Below are 17,903 nucleotides of genomic sequence, written 5' to 3'. Positions count from 1 at the left end.
TCTCCTCAAAAGAGAAGCCCGCTGATATCAGCGGGCTTCCTACTTTATTGTTCAGTGTGAAACGGTCAACGTTACTTTAGTTCAATCCATGCTTTGCGCTGTTGCTTATCCATGTATGACCAAGCTACAAAGCGGCTCACTTTCTGCCCTTGACTCATTTCAACAACACGAATGGCTTTCACACCCAATTTTTCAAGCTGCTTGCGCATCGGACGAACGTTGTCTTTTTTGGATATAAGTGTTGTAAACCACAAGACCTGCGCGGCAAAAGCTTGGCTTTCATTCGCCATTTTTCGGATAAACGCCGCTTCTCCACCTTCACACCACAATTCAGCGTTTTGACCGCCAAAATTCAACTCAGGCTTACTTGTCTTTACTTGTGCGGTTTGAGGTTTTAGCCCTTTCTTACGCTGGTTTGCTTTTAGATTATCGATTTTACGCTGGCTGCCCATAGCGGCATCTTCCGCCGAACGGTGGAATGGCGGATTACATGTCGTCACATCATAACGATCATTCGGTTGAATGATACCTCGATAAATATTGGCATCATTGTGTTGCTGTACCAGTGCAATTTTTCCCGTCAAAACACGATTGTGCTCTACGATCGTTTGAGCCGATTGGATGGATTTTGGATCGACATCGCTGCCCGTATAGTGCCAACCGTATTTTGTTACACCAACAATCGGATAAATACAGTTTGCTCCCACGCCAATGTCCAACGCTTTCACTTTTTGGTGCGCGTACTGACCTTTTACTTCACTATCAAGTAGTTCTGCCACTCGGTGAATGTAATCAGCGCGGCCCGGAATCGGTGGACAAAGGTAGGTGTCGGGAATGTCCCAGAACTCGACACCATAATACGCAGCAAGCAATGCTTTATTAAGCATTTTAACCGCGTTAGGATCAGAGAAGTTTATGGAATCTTCCCCTTTCGGATTTTTGATAACGAATGGCTTTAACTGTGGTTCACTTTCCACAAGTTTTTTAAAATCGTAACGACCTCGATGAACATTACGCTCATGCAAACCATTCTTCGCTATTTTTATGAACTCGACTTCGCTCTTTCCTGCAGGCTGAGGGGATTTGCGCGCAACTTTGTCTTTAACACGCTTCGGCTTGGCTTTATTCGCGTCTTTCTTCTGACCCGCCATTGAAGCCTTTGGCTTTGCTTGCTTCGCGTTGTGATTATTGTTCTTCATTCAAATTCGCTTTTAAATCGAGGTAAATCATAAACAAACGAGCATCAAATTCGAGTTGGTGATACTCAGGCTCCATGTAGCAACATAGCTGATAGAACGCCTTGTCGTGGCTTTTCTCACGAGTATGCGCCAACTCATGTACCACCAGCATTCTTAATAGTGGCTCGGGCGCATCCTTAAATACATTGGCAATGCGAATCTCGTTTTTCGACTTCAGCTTACCGCCATGGTTTCTACTGATAACACTGTGCAAACCAAGCGCATTGTTTACCGCGTGAATTTTCTTATCGTAGACAACTTTACTGATTGGCGCGGCTTTCTTCATGTAGCGGTTTTTGATTGCCATGGCGTACTCATAGAGCGCCCTTTCGCTTTTGATTTGGTGCCTATCGGGATAACGCTTTTCGAACCAAGGAACTAACTTGCCACTCGCTATCAATGAGCTCACCTGCTCTACGATGTTTTGTGGGTAGCCTTGAATGTATCGAAGTGACGGATGCATAGAATTAACGTCTGTTATGACAAAATAAAGGCGCTCAATATACCTGAGATAAAGGACAGTTTCACCTTAGCTTTCGCCTTTCATTTATGGTGAAAGGCCGTTAAACTTCGCCTCCCAATGATAATGGAGAGAAATTCAATGAAACGTGTCGTCCTTTACGTCAAAGACAAATGCCCTCACTGCAAAGATGCTCAACGTTATCTGGATTCGAAAAATATTAACTATCGTTTGTGCAATGCTAAGATGCAACGCGGTCGCAAAGAACTTGATGCGCTTGGTGCTCGTTCAGTGCCAGTTTTAAAAATTGGTGATCGGGTAATGATTGGCTGGAACCCAAAGAACTTCGAGAAGATGTACAAAGGCGACTAGTGCTCGAACAATGAATCTGCGCTGCGTTTAAACGTAGCGCTTGATAAACTCGATAAACGTTCGATCTGCTATTGATAAATACCCCTGCTTGCGCCAAGCAAGTGCCAGATCTAGCGTAACGGGTGGTTCAAACGGTAGGCCAACAACGCCCGACTCATGTTGAGTCACCAATTCCAGTAACGCGGTAATCGCAAACTCTTGTTTCACAATACTCAAAATCAAAGGCAGTAAGTTGGTCTCGAATGATGACTTCATGGTAAACCCATGCTCCTCACTCACCTGATCCAAAAATTCGCGGTGAAAATAGCCATGCTGAAACATAACCAAATCATGTTCAAAGAACTCATCAAAAGTAAGAGAGTCTCGCTGGGCTAACTCATGCTCAGGTGAAACAACTGCGACCATTTGGCTAGTAAATAAATGGTCAGTTTCTAGGTCATCAGGCACGTTATCACAACTGATCACACCGATATCGAGTTGACCATTAAGCAGCATACGACGAATCGATTGAGTCCCAGCTTCGACCAAGGTCAATTTTAACTCCGGGAACTGGCTTTTAAACGCCATAACAATTCGTGGAAAGAAATAACTACCCATCATTGATGGCGTCCCTAGTCGTACTTCGCCTTTCGCTAAACCTTTCAACTCATCAATCGCGAGCTGCGCGTCGTGCAACTGTTGAATCACCCGCTTAGCATGTACAAGTAGCGTTTCACCCTCTTTCGTTAAGCTGATTTTTTTATCATCACGGCGAAATAGGGTAACGCCCAAAGACTGCTCAAACTTTTTGATAGAAATGCTTAAAGCGGGCTGGGCAATATGCAGGGCTTTCGCCGCATGGGTAATGTTTCCATGTTCAGCGACCGCCAGAAAATGTTTAAGTTGTTTCGATTCCATTAGATCAAAAATATATGGTATCCATATTTTTAATATATTTTTTTAATTTACAACGAACTGATAGATTGATCACAGTCTCTCCATTTGCTCACATTAGGCAGGATTCATGGTCAGTTTTGGCACACCGGAATACAAACGCATTACGCTCTCGCTAGCGCTTGGTTCCTTCTTGGTTTTTTCAAATTTATACCTACTACAGCCAATGCTGCCCACTTTTGCCCAAATTTTCACGATCTCAGAAACACAAGTGAACTGGCTATTTGCGGCCTCAACACTAGCTCTCTCTTTTAGCCTCGTCCCAATGGCTGTGTTATCAGAATCAGTGGGACGAAAGCCAGTTATGATGGTCGGCCTGTTTTCGATTCCTACCCTTTCCGCTTTGATGCTGTTTGGTGACTCATTCCTGTTTTTGGTGGTATGTCGAGCACTGATCGGGGTCGCGCTCGCGGCTTTTGCTGCGGTCGCCGTGGCTTACATGGCAGAAGAGCTCGACAAGCACGCTTTCTCGATGGCAATTGGAACGTACATTGCGGCTAACTCATTAGGCGGTATTGCAGGGCGTATTAGCGGCGGCTTATTGGCGGACAATTTCAGTGTTGATGTCGCCATTGAAGTTATGATGGTGTTCACTCTTCTTGGTGTCATTGGTGTTCACTATTTATTGCCAACACAGCGCAACTTCACCCCGTCATCAAGCAGTTTGCGCCATCAAAATCGTGCGCTTATTGGTCATTTTAAAAACCAACGCGTGTGGTTCGCGATGCTGATAGGAGGACTCAACTTTGCTTTGTTCGTCAACCTTTATTCCGTAATGGGTTTCCGTCTGGTGAGTGAACCTCACAATGTACCCGTCGGGTTGGCCTCACTGATCTTTATTTGTTACTTGGGAGGGACTTTCTCCTCTCGTTGTGCAGGCCACTGGAGTAAACGTTATTCCTCAATCCTCGGTATGTTCTTAGGCGCGATAGTGAGCATGACGGGAATGTGGATTGCTGCGGTTGAAAGCCTGACTGCAATGCTAGCTGGGTTGTTGCTGATAAGTTTTGGTGCCTTCTTTACTCATACCCTCGCCTACGGTTGGGTCGGTCAGAATGCCACTCGCGCCAAAGCCACCGCGACAGCGCTCTACTTAGTACACTACTACGTAGGCGGTAGCTTAGGAGGATTCTTACTTCTTTATTGTTGGCAGCATGGTGGTTGGTCGAGTGTTCTTATGGGGGGAAGCGCCGTCTACCTAGCGATGTTTGCTGCGATTGCGTATTTGAAACACATTGCCGAAAGAAAGCATACTGACCAAACACCTGACGCAGCGAGTTTAAAGAGTAGCTAAGGTACGCTCATTTGCGTAATACCTCTCTGATTACTTGGATAACCAACTCTGCTATGCTTGCGCTACTTTAATAAAAACCAGAAAGTCGTATGTCAACGCGTTCAACACAAAACACAGATATCGAAGCGATCACTCAACAGGTCGATCAATGGCTCAACGATGTGGTAATAGGACTCAACCTTTGTCCGTTTGCTGCCAAACCGCAACGTAATAAACAAATCAAAATCTTTGTTAGTGAAGCGACTCAAGAAGAAGCGCTTCTTGAAGATATTTTATTGCAGCTGATTGAGCTGAGTAACACAGAACCCGAACAACTTGAGACCACGTTGGTTGTGGTTCCCAACATGCTACAAGATTTCTGGGACTACAACTTTTGTATCGATTGGGTTGAAGGATTAATTAAGCAACAAAACTGGGAAGGCATTTTCCAAGTGGCGACTTTCCATCCTGATTACTGTTTTGGCGGCGCAAGACCTGAAGACGACGAAAACCTGACCAATCGTTCTCCTTACCCGATTTTCCATTTGATTCGCGAAGAGAGTATGGAAAAGGTACTAAAACACTATCCTGATCCTGAATCCATTCCCGATACGAACATCGCTCGTGTTTCCGCCCTTTCAGAGGAAGAACGTAAAAAGCTGTTTCCTTACCTATTTCGTTAAGCTCCACCATTACCCAAAGGCAGATTTATCACCAGTTGGATTCAATGCCCTTGGGGTTCAAAGTGCGGTTTGGTATCATTGCCGCTTCAATCGATTCAATGGAAATTAGAATGCAACTGTCAAAGCTAACCCAAGAGATTTTTGATCACTTATACCGTGATATCACCGAGTTCCGTAGTACGTTCGACTTACCAGTCGCAGACGCTGCAAGCCTTGATGCGCAAGCAGACACACTACACACTTCTTTGGCGATCGAAGAGCTAACAGAGCTAGCAGAAGCAGATTGTAAAACTGAGCAAGCAGACGCCATCGTAGACAGCGTGTATGTATTAATGGGCCGTCTCGTTCATCTTGGCCACAGCAAAGTAGAAGACAACCTAGCGATCAGCTACTTAATTGATCTTCTATTAAACGTTGCGGTAAACCGTGGTATCGAATTTATTCCTTGCTGGGATGAAGTACATTCAAGCAACATGAGCAAAGTATGCCGTAACGAGCAAGAGTACTCAGAAACAGAGGCATTCTACGCGGAACAAGGCATCAAGTTGATGGCGGTGCAGAAAGGTGAATACATCATCGCGAAATGCGCCGAAGATTTCGTATCGGAAGGTAAAACCATTCGTAAAGGCAAAGTACTCAAATCTGTTTACTACCGCCCAGCAGATCTAAAACCGTTAACTCAATAAGCGTTGAGTTTGGCTATCTCGATTAAAAAAAACGACCTCAAGTAGGTCGTTTTTTATTGTCCCTAAATACTAATCAAAGATTAAATAAGGTTGTTCATCTACGATGACCTTTTTGACTTGAGTATTGAACACTTCCCCGAGAGCTTCTTCCGTTAGCACAGTATCGGCATTTCCTGATGAGTGCAGCACACCGTTGTTAAGCAGCAATACTTTATCTGCGTGCTTTAATGTGCGATTGAGATCGTGATTAGCAACCAATACTCCAATTCCCTGCGCCGCCATAGCGTTAATCAATTGATAGAGCAGACCCTCTTGCGCAATATCTAACGGTGCTGCTGGCTCATCCAAAATTAAAAACTGCGAAAAAGGATTAATGGTACGCCACACCTGCAAACATACACCTGCTAATCGGACACGCTGCCACTCACCACCGGATAATGTTTGAATACTGCGATGAAGCTTATCTTGCAGTTGTACCAGCTCCACCACCATATTGACGGCATCACGCACTTTGATATCCGCAATCTCAGCACCACTTGGCAGAGATAAAGCGAGATACTGAAACACATCAACATTAAACGCTGGGCGCGATTGCTGACACAAATAACCTCGAACATGAGCTTGCTCTGACAACGGTAAAGTAAGCAAGTTTTTGTCGCCAACGTACACTTCACCACTCATACCCTCTCGGTAGCTTAACGTACCAGAAATCGCAGCCAATAAAGTACTCTTACCTGAACCATTAGGCCCAACGACATGTACGATTTCGCCTGCTTTGCATTCAAAAGAAAGAGGCAATAATCGACTACCAACCGACATATGTTTAACGTGAATCATGACTCTTCACCAGCATCCAGATGAAAATAGGCGCGCCAATCGATGTTGTCATGACACCTAAAGGTAGCTCTGCGGCGTCCAATAACAGCCTTGCGCCGATATCCGCAAATACAAGTAACGCAGCGCCAGATATTGCAGAAAGTGGCAATAAATAACGGTTTTCTGTACCAAAAGCCAAACGCAACAAGTGCGGTACCACTAAGCCAACAAAGCTGATGATGCCACCCAAAGCGACTGAACTCCCCACCAAAACAGAAATGGCGAGGATCAGTTTCCAACGCATTTGATGTACATCGACTCCCAATTGGGTCGCATGAATCTCACCAAGCATCAATTTATCAAGCGACTTGCCTTTACAACATAACCAGATAAGCACTGGTAACATCACCAAGGTAACGGTATGTTGATACCAACTTGCGCCACCAATGCTGCCCATTAACCAATACATCAGTTGGCGTAGGCTAAGATCATCACTGAAGTAAAATGCCCACGTCACAATCGCGCTCGATAAAATACCCAATGCGACACCAACCAGAAGCAATCGAGCCGTCGTCAGATGCATTGCCCTTGCTATCGCCACCAAAACAAACGTGAATACCATCGAGCCTGCAATCGCTGCCAACATAAAAACAATCGGGGTGGGAAGAACAGGTGACGCGAACATGATTAAGACCATTGCTAAACTTGCACCACCAGATATACCAAGCACGCCGGGTTCAGCCAAAACGTTCCCAAGCAACACTTGTAACGTCGCGCCAGATACCGCTAACGCAGCACCAATAATTGCCGCAGACACCAACCTCGGTAAACGCAAGTCCACCAGTAGCTTATGTTCAAATGCAGATAAAGATTGAAAAGGAGAAAGGAAAATTTCTCCGACCATCAAGTGGATGGCAGAGAGTACAGCGAGCACGATCGACATAACCATCAGGTTACGTTGCCAGCGTCGTTCCTTGTTCAGGATAAGTTGTTGAAAATCCATAGCGGCCGATAAAAACAAACGAGGCTTAACCTTACAGTTAAGCCTCGGTAAATTGCAATTAACTTCTCAAAGCAATGTTGGATTAATCGTAAACCAACTCGCCCTCTTCAAAACGGGTTTTCACTTCACAAACCATCAGAGCTGCACGTTGACCTATTGCGACATGACGGTTCGGGAAGACAATCGCTTCGTTTTCGTTCTTCGCCATTAATGGTTTGTCGCCATCATGACCAAACACTTCGCCGTGAACAAATGAAGTGAAGTTTTCAACATTGTCGTCGAACATAAAGTCAAAGTCTTCGTTCAGGCGAACGATTGTGCGACTTACGCGATATTTAATGCATGGTTTTGGTAGGTGTTCTGGCTTCGTTTCCGCAATCAAATTACGTAAAGACAAATCAAACGCAGTCAATTTATCGAGGTCATTTTCACCAATACGAGCCACACGACCAAGCTCCATTGTCAGAGCCTGCGCACCAAAGTTCTCGGCACTGTACCAGCTAAACGTACTCGATGGTGAGTTTGACAAGAGCACAGCTTCAATGTGTGCACTGTCCAAGAAATCGATTAATGCCTTGCTTCGCACAGGATGACGAGTCTTAGGACTTACTGCAAACGTATAGTGCTTCGAACCTCTAATCGCGCAGTGTAAATCAAGGTGCCAGCGTGTTGTCGGGTCGGTATCCTGATAGAAATCGCGAACGAGCAACTTTAGCGTATCAGCGATGACAAGCTCTTTTGTCTGCTTGTGTTCTTTTTCGTCAAAAAGACGGTTGAGGTTTTCTTCAAGGAATCGCGTGTGCGCCAGAGTGGATTCTGGATGAGCGATAATGAATAGACAACGGGTATCGACCGTCTGGAACCCAGATTCTATGTCTTGAATAATGGAATCCACCAGCTCCATCGGTGCCGTTTCATCTCCGTGAACCCCACAAGAGATGATGACGTTCTTCGTATCCTGAGTATAGTTCTCAGGGATCACTTCTAGTACACCACGCTGATAGAGTTTAAGTTTTACACCGTTAGAAAGCACCTGCTCCGCTGGTGCAACATCGATATGAACATCTAACGTGTCAGTTAAAAACGATTGGCGAAAGAGAGACTTCGTCATGCGTTACTCCTTAATAGCACGGCGGGTATGTTAATAAATTGTACAAAGGATTTTTGTTGCTGCGATCTCACTTATGAGTAGAAATCACTATTTCCCTCGAAAATCCGATACCTTTTCGCGCCAGGCACTCAAATCAAGCATTGAGGCGTTTAATTTTTAAACAATTACAAAGTGTTAGGGCTGTGAACTTTACCACAGCCCTGATTAAGATCATTATGATTTGATCAAATTTTTGTAGCTATAAAGCAGATTATGCATCAACACTGCGAAAAACTTAGCCGCGCTGTGCGAGCAAACGCTCAAACTCATCGACTTTTTCACGCACTAGCTCAACGCTCTGCTGCCAAAACGTTGGTTGAGTTAAATCCATCGATAGATGCTTTTCGACAACATCTTCCGCCATCATGCAGCCAGTATCGCGCAGCAAATTGATGTAATCGGTGTAAAACGCTTCGCCTTTGGTTTCTCGCTGTGCATAAATACCCTTGCTGAATAAGAAACCAAACAGGTATGGGTAGTTATAAAAACTCACACTATCGATAGAAAAGTGCAGCTTGCTTGCCCAGAAGTACGGATCCGGCTCGCTCATTACGTCGCCATACCATTCTTTCCAAGTTTCAGACATCAACTCACAGAATTCATCTGCGGTTAACTCTCCATCCTGGCGGCGTTCATAGAACGATTTCTCAAACTCATAGCGGACCGGAATGTTGATCATTAAAGCTAGCGCAGATGACAACTCTTCCCACAACATCTCTAGCTTTTCATCGACGCTCTCCACTTTCGAAATCAAATGATCACGAACGATGTTTTCTGCAAAAATAGAGGCGGTTTCTGCTAACGTCATCGGGTAGTAAGTTTGGCAAAGTGGCAAATCACGAATAACCCAGTTATGGAACGCATGGCCAAGTTCATGCGCGAGAGTCATCAGGTCTGAGCGACTGCCACTCCAAGTCATAAACACAAGGGGTGTTCGCGTTGCTGGCAGTTTGGTGCAGTATGCGCCGAGACGCTTGTTGGCATTTGGCGCGGCATCAATCCAACCATTTTGTACCATCAAACGGACAAATTCCGACATCTCAGGGTTTACTGTTTCAAATGCTTCACAAATAACATCAATCGCTTCATCAAAGTCGTAGACCTTCGCTTCACCGCTCAAAGCAGGCATAGCCGCCAGATGATTCCAAGGTTTCATCTCATCCAGACCATGTACTTGCGCCATCAATAAACCCGCTTTCTGACCAATAGCTCGACTGCCTTTGGCTACGGTCATCATCGCATTTAAAGTTTCAGCTTGGATTCGGCTACCGTGCAAACTCGGCTCTAGGAAGTGAACTTCACGCTTCGTCGAACGCTTTTTGTTTTCAGTTAAACGCCACCCTGCTAACGCATTTAAAATCGCAGCGAATGATTCTTGGTGCGTTTGCATTGCATCTTGTACGCCTCGCCACGCGGCTTCTTGACGCTCGAATTTAGAACCATAAAGAATGCTTGCCGCTTGAGAAAACCCAAGCTCTTCACTCTTACCATCTGCGTACTCAAGCTTCACTTTCAATGAGCCAGTCAGGTTATCGTATAGGTTACCCCAAGCCGATTTACCATCCACACTCATCGCAGCCAGTAACTGTTCTTCTGCGTTGCTAAGACGAGTATCCGCCAACTTTCTAGAATTCAAGATAGAAAAAGCTTGCCCACTGATATCTGGATTCTCATGGTCTAACACACGCAAGATAAACTCTTCGTCGGCATGCGTTAATGTCAAATCAAAGGGACTGAACGCTTGGGAAAGCTCTGAAAAGATGCGGGTCATTTTACCAAGTAACGATTTCGCTTCGGCGTTTGTTGCATCAACAGAAGCATAACAACTCGCAAAATTTGCAACTGTGCCCGCTAAACGACTCGCGGCTTCATTGGTCAAAATCGCATTTTGCATGATCTCTACGTTGCCGCAATCTGCTGATTGTTTATTCAAAAGATCAATACATTGTTCCACAAGAGCAATATCGTCTTGAATTCGTGGGTCAGAAAGGTCGTTATAAACGATGGACAAATCCCAACTCGGCGTTGTCATTTCTATATTTCCTTTTTATGTAACTGAGTCAATTTTCGCTTCCTGCACCTAGCAGATGGGCTTCCACTGACATCTTCCGTGACTATGCCCATAAGCAGTATCGCTTTGGGCATTTTAATATTTATAAATTAACGAGTTAAAAGAGGTACGCCAATCGAACGCACCGAGGCGTAAATTTGCTCATCTATGGTAATTGTTATATGCGTGACAGAAGCGTTTCCTATCGACAACGTCGAATACCACTTGGGGTTACGCCAATCTAACTCCAATACATGAGCAAGAATCATACGAATGACGCCACCATGCGTGACGATAAGTAGATTGTCATTGATATCGTTGATGATTTGAGACCAAACGCGACATATGCGCTCAGAAAATGTGCTTAAGCTCTCAGCATTCGGCAACGTGTGTTGTGCTGGCGATTGCCAAAAAGCATCTAGATTTTTCCATTGTTCAGTGAGCATATCAAAAGGCACACCATCAAAATCACCAAATGCCATTTCTTGTAAAGATTCATCCGTCATTACTGGTAATAATTGCTGTTCAGCAATGATGTTTGCCAGTTCTTGACAACGTGAAAGCGGAGAACAAATCACTCCACCCACACTTCGTCCACTCTCGATCCAAGCCCGAGCAATGCTTTCTTGGTCAGCAGGCGTAACTTTTACATCCGTTTGGCCATGGAGTCCTGGTGGAGCATCTACTTTTCCATGACGCACGAGATAGATATTGAGTGTTTTCATTTTGTTCCATCCTACTCTTTAAGAACCAACGGCAAACCAGCAGCAACAAAGGTAACACGATGGCAAACACTGGCTAGTTTTTGATTCATCCGTCCTGCATTATCCACAAAGTAACGACTAACCGCCCCCAAAGGCACAATACCCATTCCAACCTCGTTAGAGACGAATATTAACGTCGCATCTGAGCCACGTACCACCTGTATAAGCTTTTCAATTTCTGCTTCTAGCTTCTCATTGGAACATTCATCACCTAACTCAAATATCCAATTATTGAGCCACAAGGTTAAACAATCGACCAGTACAACATCGGTGTTAGCGAAACTTGTCAGTAACTCAGATAAATGAAGGGGGCATTCATGCTCTTGCCACTCGCCCCCTCGTTGCTTTTGATGATGCGCTATTCGCTCTCGCATTTCTTGGTCAAATGGCAGCGCGGTTGCAACATAATGTAATGAGTGTTGAGAAGTGGTCGATAATTGCTTGGCTGTTTTTTCCGCCAAATGCGACTTCCCAGAGCGCGCGCCACCGAGTATCAATTGCTTCATAAGATGTGATAAAACCCAATCATAGTGAGATAAATAAGCAGTTCCGATAGCTGCTGCGCTGCGCCAAGGCAATCCCCCGTGAAGCCGCCAATTCGCTTGATTAACCAACGTTTGAACATCAAACGAAATACCACGAGAACAAGCGATATAAAGATCGCCTGCGTGATACCAAGCACAAGCAATGTTATGCCACCAGTAAACAACAAAGTGGAGACTTCTAGAGAAGACTGGCGACTTGCCAGCGGTTTACTTTTCGACGTATCACTGTCACTGACATAAGGCATGTCATAAATAAGCGTCGCGGCTAGTGCTCGGCTTGCGGTATAAGCGACGACAATGACCAACCAAAACTGCGGCAAGTTAGCCAGTTCACTCCAAAAAACATACTTAGCCAATAACGCCATAATGAGAGTGGCTGCACCATAAGTGCCAATGCGGCTGTCCTTCATAATAGAGAGGCGTCGCTCGACAGTCATGCCACCGCCAATGCCATCCGCCATATCAGTCAAGCCGTCTTCGTGAAATGCCCCTGTTAACAATAAGCTAAACACCATTGTTAATACTATGGCAACCGATTCTGGGAAAAGAATTGAGGTGAGCGAAAATACCAGAGCACAAAGCGCTCCAAGTACGAGACCAACTAACGCGAAATAACGTCCGGCCTGATTCATGCGTTCTTCACTGTATGGCAACGCTTGGGGTACGGGTAAGCGACTAAAAAAACTGATAGCTAATAGAAACAACTCCCACTGGTATCTTAACGATGACGGCGTGACGTTCTCAGAATTATCAGGGACTGACACTATACTGTAACTCCTGCACTCTCAAAGCTCGCCATCTTGTTGTAAAACTGGGCAGCAGCTTTTAACAAGGGTAAGGCAAGAGCGGCGCCGGTTCCCTCCCCTAATCGTAAACCAAGATCGAGTAGAGGTTCTGCTTTTAGGTACTCTAATACAAACTTATGTCCATTTTCTTCGGAGCGGTGGGCAAACAACATGTATTCGCGTGCTTCTTCGTCTAGCAACGTTGCTATATACGCAGCAACCGATACGATAAACCCATCCACTAAAACTGGAGTTTTAAGCCGCTTGGCTTCTAAAAAAGCACCTACCATTTGTACGATTTCAAAGCCTCCAACCTGTGCGAGAATCGCTTTAGTATCAAGACCTCGACATCGGTTCACGCCCTGTGCCACTAGTTTATATTTACGGCTCAACTGCTGTTGATTGATTCCTGTACCGACACCAACACAATAGTCAATATCTAATGAACTCAGCGCCGATAACAGTGCGGAAGCCGAACTGGTGTTACCAATGCCCATCTCACCGAACATCAATAGATTTGAGCCAGACAAAATGGTTTGCTCAGCAATCTTCGCACCATACTCTAAACCTAGCGCCACTTGTTCTGGGGACATAGCTGATTGTTTAGAGAAATTAGCCGTACCGTTACCCAACCGTTGTTCAACCAAGTTGGGATGAAACTTAAATTCTGGAACCAGCACATCAATAGGTGCCAACATGCCGCAATCTATTACTTTGAGTTGGATGCCATTGATGTCGCAAAAGCAGTTGATGGCTGCGCCGCCGGCGAGAAAGTTAGCCACCATTTGCTGAGTGACTTCGCTTGGCGCAATACTTACGCCCTCCTCTGCAACGCCGTGATCTCCAGCAAATACCAGCATGCTCGGTTTACAGATAGCGATGGAATCAACTGGCTGAGGTTTATCCTGACTTTGAATAATAGCTAGCTGTAGTGCCACCTTTTCCAATAAGCCTAAAGAACCAACAGGTTTGGTTTTGTTATCTATGCGCGCTTGTATCTCCGCTGCAAAAGAGTCATCCATTTTTTACGTTCCTTTGATGTTGTCTGGGTGAGAAGTGTTCCATTGATTAAGAAATCTTGCTCAACCCCAGTTTTGAGCGTCCACTATTGTATACCCTTGCATCCACTTGGGGCAGCGCTAATCAGGTTTCTGTCAGGAAAGTCTACTGAGTTCGCAGAGCGTCTCACCTTTCGAGCATTCGATTATAAGTAACTCCTTGAAATCCGCTACAATAGCTTAGGCTATATTCCCATATAGGAGAAAGGACATGGATAACAACACCTGCGCCATCATCGCTGGGGCGACTGGCTTAGTCGGTTCAAAAGTCATTACAAACCTCATAAATCAATCAGGTGTTGGGATCTTATATTATCTTTCTCGCCGCCCACTCGATGGCGTCCTAGATGCGGACAATAAGCTTGTTCCTCTCATTGATGCCGACCTTTCTATCCACCAATGGGATGATAACCAACCAACACCGACCATCGGCTTTATCTGTTTAGGCACAACCCTTAAGCAAGCAGGCAGTAAGGATAATTTACGTAGAGTAGATGTTGATCTGGTGTGTAAAGTCGCCCAACAGATGAAAACGATCGGAGTCAAACGCCTTGCGGTTGTTTCTAGCCTTGGTGCAAATAGTAAATCGCCATCCCATTACCTAGCCTGTAAAGGACAAATGGAACAACGAATCGAAGCTATGGGTTTTGAGGAAATCGTGTTTGTTCGCCCTGGCCCGCTTATTGGTCAACGTCAAAACCCAAGAACGGACGAGAAGTTAGTGCAAACTCTGTTTAAGGTAATTCGCCCACTCATGCTTGGCAAACTGTCCAACTTTTTACCTATTCGAGCGGAAGATGTCGCCAAAGCGATGATTTATCAACTTTTCAGTTATCAAGAAGACTCGGTGGTTTACTTACAAAGGCAAGAAATGCGTGACTTACTGCATCACTACGAATAACCATTTTGTACATTTAACGTGCTAATTCACACTCTCACGCGACTTAGATCTCGTTTTTATATTCATTTTAGATCTAGCTAATACCCGTTTGTCATTTTTAAAGTTATATCGCGAGCGTTATCTTACGCCCCATAAACAAATCCGTATAAAACCCCGTATAAAAAACAACCGCCATTTCGGCAGGTTGATAAGGTCAGATTATGAATTTTGCAGTGATAGCCTCTCTAGCCGTCTTTGTTGGCATATTGTTCTTTCTATTTAACCAACAACAAAAGAAACACACACTCTCTCGTCTCGTTTTAATCGGTCTTGTTACTGGTTCTCTTTTTGGTCTTGCTTTGCAACTCATTCACGGTGAAGGCAACAGCGCAATTGCTCAAACACTTGAATGGGTAGGCATTGTAGGCAGTGGCTACGTTGGTCTACTGAAAATGGTCATCATGCCACTAGTATTGGTATCGATGATCTCTGCAGTTGTTAAATTGGAGAAAGGTGGATCATTAGGTAAAATTTCTGGCCTGACCATCTCTGTTCTTCTAGTAACGACTGCAATTGCTGCACTTATCGGTATCTTGGTGACAACAACATTTGGCCTGTCAGCAGAAGGTTTAACTGAAGGTGCTCGTGAAACCGCTCGTATCGCCGTTTTAGAAAGCCGTGCTGGTACAGTAAGTGACCTGACTATTCCTCAAATGCTAGTTAGCTTCATTCCAACCAACCCATTTGCTGATCTAACAGGTGCTCGCTCGACCTCAATTATCGCTGTCGTTATCTTCGGTGTATTAACCGGTATCGCCGCTCGCAAAGTGATGATGGAAAAAGCAGAGTTAGAATCACCGATTCGTACTTTCGTAGAAGCAGCTCAGTCAATCGTTATGCGATTAGTGAAGATGATCATGGCGTTAACGCCATACGGCATCGCAGCACTGATGGCAAAAGTGGTAGCGACATCAAGCGCAGGCGACATCCTAAACCTACTTGGCTTTATTGTGGCGTCTTATGTTGCTATCGCTCTGATGTTTGTTGTTCACGGTGTATTAGTCTCGTTTGTCGGCGTTAGCCCTGCGGAATACTTTAAGAAAATCTGGCCTGTACTGACCTTCGCGTTTACATCTCGTAGCTCAGCCGCAACGATCCCACTAAACGTAGAAGCGCAAATCACCAAGCTTAACGTTCCACCAGCGATTGCAAACCTATCAGCATCGTTTGGTGCCACTATCGGCCAAAACGGATGTGCAGGTATCTATCCTGCAATGCTGGCAGTGATGGTAGCTCCGACAATGGGCATCAACCCACTGGATCTACACTTTATCCTGTCATTGATTGCGATTATCACCATCAGCTCATTTGGTATTGCAGGTGTTGGCGGCGGTGCAACGTTTGCAGCCTTGATTGTTCTTCCTGCAATGGGCTTACCTGTGACCATCGCGGCGCTGCTTATCTCTATTGAACCATTGATCGATATGGCACGTACCGCACTGAACGTTTCAGGATCAATGACTGCGGGTACGATTGCTAGCCGAGTGCTGAAGTCACCAGAAAGCGAAACAGCATTGGAAGAAACACGAGCGTAAAGCTCAAACTACTTCCCAACCAATAAAACGTAAAATATCAAGCCGATGGTTCACCATCGGCTTTTTCATTTTCAAAAATTCAACTTGCATCTTTCGTTGCTAGTCAAGGCGTTGAATGGTCTAATACTGTTATCGGTTTTGTAAACGGTAAGCAGAATGCACCAAGATAATCAGCCCACTTTTTTCTTCTTTGATTATGAGACATGGGGAACAAACCCCGCGAAAGATCGCCCAAGCCAGTTCGCTGGTGTTCGTACAGATGAAAACTTTAATATCATCGGCGAGCCTTTAGTCATGTACTGCCAGCCACCTGCTGATTATCTTCCGTCTCCTGAAGCTGCGCTTATTACTGGTATTACTCCGCAAAAAACGGTTCAAGAAGGCCTTTCTGAGCCTGAGTTTATCGCTAAGATTCACGCTGAACTCGCGAAACCAAATACCACCAGTTTAGGCTACAACAGCATTCGCTTTGATGACGAAGTGACCCGTTATACTTGTTATCGCAACTTTATCGATCCATACGCATGGAGTTGGCAAAACGGTAACTCGCGTTGGGATTTACTCGATGTATTACGCGCGTGCCACGCCCTTCGTCCAGAAGGCGTAGAATGGCCAGAAAACGAAGATGGCTTTACTAGTTTTAAATTAGAGCACTTGTCTGTTGCTAACGGCATAGAACATAGTAACGCGCACGATGCGATGGCAGACGTGATTGCGACTATCGAAATGGCAAAGAAAGTAAAAGCAGCGCAACCAAAATTGTTTGACTACTTCTTTTCTATGCGCCAAAAGCGTAAGCTCAATGAATTAGTCGACATCGTCAACATGACGCCGTTGATGCACGTTTCAGGCATGCTAGGGCGCGAATGCCAGTACACTAGCTGGATTGTGCCTGTTGCTTGGCATCCAACCAATAACAACGCTGTTATCACCATCGATTTAGCGAAAGACCCTCAACCTATTCTTGAGCTATCCGCAGAAGAGCTAAACGAAAGACTCTACACTAAGCGAGAAGATCTTGGTGAATTGCTACCAGTGCCAGTTAAACTAGTTCATTTGAACAAATGCCCTATTCTCGCCCCTGCAAAAACGTTAACGGCTGAAAATGCAGAGTCTATTGGCATTGATCGCCAGCAATGTCTCGCTAATCTCGCTTTGTTGCGCCAACATCCTGAAATTAGAGAAAAGTTGATTAGCCTCTTTTCAGTCGAGCGTAAATTCGATAAAAGTGATGACGTCGATACGCAACTTTACGACGGATTCTTCTCTCCGGCCGATCGTGCAGCCATGGATATCATTCGAGAAACCGACCCGAACAATCTTGCCGCATTGGACATTGAATTTGATGACAAGCGCATTAAACCTCTATTGTTCCGCTATCGTGCGCGTAACTTCCCAGGCACATTAGACGAGCAAGAACAGAGACGCTGGGCATTACACTGTCGAGAAGTGTTTGAAAGCCAAATTGAAGAGTACATGCTGAATTTAGAAAACTTAGTTCACGAACATGAAAGTGACGAAAAGAAGATTGCGATATTAAAATCCGTGTACCGTTATGTAGAGAGCTTAGCTTCTTAACTCCTCCTAATACAAGCGCACCTTATGGTGTGCT

At 45.0% G+C, this 17,903-nt stretch carries 18 protein-coding genes; 7 read left to right on the top strand and 11 right to left on the bottom strand.

The annotated features are described in order from the left end of the window. Window positions 1-71: 71 nt before the first annotated feature. Both rlmF and NL645_RS08095 read right to left on the bottom strand, forming a co-directional pair. The gene (gene rlmF / locus NL645_RS08100; protein ID WP_085343194.1) at window positions 72-1,199 is read right to left on the bottom strand and encodes a 23S rRNA (adenine(1618)-N(6))-methyltransferase RlmF; all 1,128 of its coding nucleotides are present in this window, start codon (window positions 1,197-1,199) and stop codon (window positions 72-74) included. Further along, window positions 1,186-1,701, bottom strand: a complete 516-nt coding sequence (locus NL645_RS08095; RefSeq protein WP_253651533.1) for a YgjP-like metallopeptidase domain-containing protein — start codon at window positions 1,699-1,701, stop codon at window positions 1,186-1,188. The genes rlmF and NL645_RS08095 overlap by 14 nt, the downstream gene beginning before the upstream one ends. A gap of 138 nt (window positions 1,702-1,839) precedes the next feature. Between NL645_RS08095 and NL645_RS08090 the strand changes: the two genes are divergently transcribed. Then, on the top strand, window positions 1,840-2,070 hold the full coding sequence (locus NL645_RS08090) for a glutaredoxin family protein (protein WP_005377871.1): 231 nt from the start codon (window positions 1,840-1,842) through the stop codon (window positions 2,068-2,070). A gap of 27 nt (window positions 2,071-2,097) precedes the next feature. Here the strand turns inward: NL645_RS08090 and NL645_RS08085 are convergent, their stop codons facing one another. Continuing rightward, a complete protein-coding gene (locus tag NL645_RS08085) occupies window positions 2,098-2,967 on the bottom strand; it encodes a LysR family transcriptional regulator (protein ID WP_139059912.1) in 870 nt (289 codons plus the stop codon). Window positions 2,968-3,073: 106 nt separating this feature from the next. On the opposite strand from NL645_RS08085, the gene NL645_RS08080 reads away from it, so the two are divergent. The 3 genes from NL645_RS08080 to NL645_RS08070 all read left to right on the top strand — a co-directional run bounded on the left by NL645_RS08080 (window position 3,074) and on the right by NL645_RS08070 (window position 5,645). Continuing rightward, window positions 3,074-4,297, top strand: a complete 1,224-nt coding sequence (locus tag NL645_RS08080) for an MFS transporter (protein ID WP_203346425.1) — start codon at window positions 3,074-3,076, stop codon at window positions 4,295-4,297. Between the two features lie 89 nt (window positions 4,298-4,386). Then, on the top strand, window positions 4,387-4,959 hold the full coding sequence (locus NL645_RS08075) for a DUF1415 domain-containing protein (RefSeq protein WP_053807305.1): 573 nt from the start codon (window positions 4,387-4,389) through the stop codon (window positions 4,957-4,959). 110 nt (window positions 4,960-5,069) lie between these two features. After that, window positions 5,070-5,645 (top strand): nucleoside triphosphate pyrophosphohydrolase family protein, encoded by a 576-nt coding sequence (locus NL645_RS08070; RefSeq protein WP_005397767.1) that lies wholly within the window; start codon window positions 5,070-5,072, stop codon window positions 5,643-5,645. A gap of 69 nt (window positions 5,646-5,714) precedes the next feature. On the opposite strand, the gene btuD is transcribed toward NL645_RS08070, so the two are convergent. The 8 genes from btuD to cobT all read right to left on the bottom strand — a co-directional run bounded on the left by btuD (window position 5,715) and on the right by cobT (window position 13,780). Next, window positions 5,715-6,482: a vitamin B12 ABC transporter ATP-binding protein BtuD gene (gene btuD, locus NL645_RS08065; RefSeq protein WP_182034954.1), complete on the bottom strand. Its 768-nt coding sequence runs from the start codon at window positions 6,480-6,482 to the stop codon at window positions 5,715-5,717. Further along, the gene (btuC, locus tag NL645_RS08060; RefSeq protein WP_253651532.1) at window positions 6,469-7,464 is read right to left on the bottom strand and encodes a vitamin B12 ABC transporter permease BtuC; all 996 of its coding nucleotides are present in this window, start codon (window positions 7,462-7,464) and stop codon (window positions 6,469-6,471) included. Before btuC ends, btuD begins: the two co-directional genes overlap by 14 nt. 82 nt (window positions 7,465-7,546) lie before the next feature. Beyond that, complete coding sequence (locus tag NL645_RS08055; protein ID WP_006741645.1) at window positions 7,547-8,575, bottom strand: succinylglutamate desuccinylase; 1,029 nt, start codon at window positions 8,573-8,575, stop codon at window positions 7,547-7,549. A 274-nt stretch (window positions 8,576-8,849) separates the two neighbouring features. After that, window positions 8,850-10,646 (bottom strand): M3 family oligoendopeptidase, encoded by a 1,797-nt coding sequence (locus tag NL645_RS08050; protein ID WP_253651531.1) that lies wholly within the window; start codon window positions 10,644-10,646, stop codon window positions 8,850-8,852. A gap of 128 nt (window positions 10,647-10,774) precedes the next feature. Next, window positions 10,775-11,389 carry an alpha-ribazole phosphatase gene (gene cobC / locus NL645_RS08045; RefSeq protein WP_253651530.1) on the bottom strand — a complete coding sequence of 205 codons (615 nt, stop codon included), beginning with the start codon at window positions 11,387-11,389 and terminating at the stop codon, window positions 10,775-10,777. An 11-nt stretch (window positions 11,390-11,400) separates the two neighbouring features. Further along, window positions 11,401-11,934, bottom strand: a complete 534-nt coding sequence (gene cobU / locus NL645_RS08040) for a bifunctional adenosylcobinamide kinase/adenosylcobinamide-phosphate guanylyltransferase (RefSeq protein WP_253651529.1) — start codon at window positions 11,932-11,934, stop codon at window positions 11,401-11,403. After that, window positions 11,931-12,737 (bottom strand): adenosylcobinamide-GDP ribazoletransferase, encoded by an 807-nt coding sequence (locus tag NL645_RS08035; protein ID WP_253651528.1) that lies wholly within the window; start codon window positions 12,735-12,737, stop codon window positions 11,931-11,933. Before NL645_RS08035 ends, cobU begins: the two co-directional genes overlap by 4 nt. Next, a complete protein-coding gene (cobT, locus tag NL645_RS08030) occupies window positions 12,737-13,780 on the bottom strand; it encodes a nicotinate-nucleotide--dimethylbenzimidazole phosphoribosyltransferase (protein ID WP_253651527.1) in 1,044 nt (347 codons plus the stop codon). Before cobT ends, NL645_RS08035 begins: the two co-directional genes overlap by 1 nt. Before the next feature lie 247 nt (window positions 13,781-14,027). On the opposite strand from cobT, the gene NL645_RS08025 reads away from it, so the two are divergent. From NL645_RS08025 to sbcB, 3 genes are all read left to right on the top strand, one after another. Beyond that, window positions 14,028-14,717: an NAD(P)H-binding protein gene (locus NL645_RS08025; protein ID WP_253651526.1), complete on the top strand. Its 690-nt coding sequence runs from the start codon at window positions 14,028-14,030 to the stop codon at window positions 14,715-14,717. Between the two features lie 200 nt (window positions 14,718-14,917). Beyond that, window positions 14,918-16,291, top strand: coding sequence for an L-cystine transporter (locus tag NL645_RS08020; RefSeq protein WP_054867346.1), 1,374 nt, complete (start codon window positions 14,918-14,920; stop codon window positions 16,289-16,291). Window positions 16,292-16,447: 156 nt separating this feature from the next. Further along, complete coding sequence (gene sbcB, locus NL645_RS08015; RefSeq protein ID WP_253651525.1) at window positions 16,448-17,869, top strand: exodeoxyribonuclease I; 1,422 nt, start codon at window positions 16,448-16,450, stop codon at window positions 17,867-17,869. Window positions 17,870-17,903 lie beyond the last annotated feature (34 nt).

Source organism: Vibrio sp. Y51_MX_L26, from assembly GCF_024181935.1.
Taxonomy (GTDB): domain Bacteria; phylum Pseudomonadota; class Gammaproteobacteria; order Enterobacterales; family Vibrionaceae; genus Vibrio; species Vibrio diabolicus.
Note: the sequence above shows the minus strand (reverse complement) of the source record. Positions and strands in the feature narration are given on the sequence as shown.

Excerpts from the sequence above, each read along its gene's own strand:
- rlmF (WP_085343194.1), bottom strand. The coding sequence starts at position 1,199 with ATGAAGAACAATAATCACAACGCGAAGCAAGCAAAGCCAAAGGCTTCA.
- cobU (WP_253651529.1), bottom strand. The coding sequence starts at position 11,934 with ATGAAGCAATTGATACTCGGTGGCGCGCGCTCTGGGAAGTCGCATTTG.
- NL645_RS08090 (WP_005377871.1), top strand. The coding sequence starts at position 1,840 with ATGAAACGTGTCGTCCTTTACGTCAAAGACAAATGCCCTCACTGCAAA.
- cobT (WP_253651527.1), bottom strand. The coding sequence starts at position 13,780 with ATGGATGACTCTTTTGCAGCGGAGATACAAGCGCGCATAGATAACAAA.
- NL645_RS08055 (WP_006741645.1), bottom strand. The coding sequence starts at position 8,575 with ATGACGAAGTCTCTCTTTCGCCAATCGTTTTTAACTGACACGTTAGAT.
- btuC (WP_253651532.1), bottom strand. The coding sequence starts at position 7,464 with ATGGATTTTCAACAACTTATCCTGAACAAGGAACGACGCTGGCAACGT.
- NL645_RS08075 (WP_053807305.1), top strand. The coding sequence starts at position 4,387 with ATGTCAACGCGTTCAACACAAAACACAGATATCGAAGCGATCACTCAA.
- cobC (WP_253651530.1), bottom strand. The coding sequence starts at position 11,389 with ATGAAAACACTCAATATCTATCTCGTGCGTCATGGAAAAGTAGATGCT.
- NL645_RS08020 (WP_054867346.1), top strand. The coding sequence starts at position 14,918 with ATGAATTTTGCAGTGATAGCCTCTCTAGCCGTCTTTGTTGGCATATTG.
- btuD (WP_182034954.1), bottom strand. The coding sequence starts at position 6,482 with ATGATTCACGTTAAACATATGTCGGTTGGTAGTCGATTATTGCCTCTT.
- NL645_RS08070 (WP_005397767.1), top strand. The coding sequence starts at position 5,070 with ATGCAACTGTCAAAGCTAACCCAAGAGATTTTTGATCACTTATACCGT.
- NL645_RS08085 (WP_139059912.1), bottom strand. The coding sequence starts at position 2,967 with ATGGAATCGAAACAACTTAAACATTTTCTGGCGGTCGCTGAACATGGA.
- sbcB (WP_253651525.1), top strand. The coding sequence starts at position 16,448 with ATGCACCAAGATAATCAGCCCACTTTTTTCTTCTTTGATTATGAGACA.
- NL645_RS08025 (WP_253651526.1), top strand. The coding sequence starts at position 14,028 with ATGGATAACAACACCTGCGCCATCATCGCTGGGGCGACTGGCTTAGTC.
- NL645_RS08095 (WP_253651533.1), bottom strand. The coding sequence starts at position 1,701 with ATGCATCCGTCACTTCGATACATTCAAGGCTACCCACAAAACATCGTA.
- NL645_RS08050 (WP_253651531.1), bottom strand. The coding sequence starts at position 10,646 with ATGACAACGCCGAGTTGGGATTTGTCCATCGTTTATAACGACCTTTCT.
- NL645_RS08080 (WP_203346425.1), top strand. The coding sequence starts at position 3,074 with ATGGTCAGTTTTGGCACACCGGAATACAAACGCATTACGCTCTCGCTA.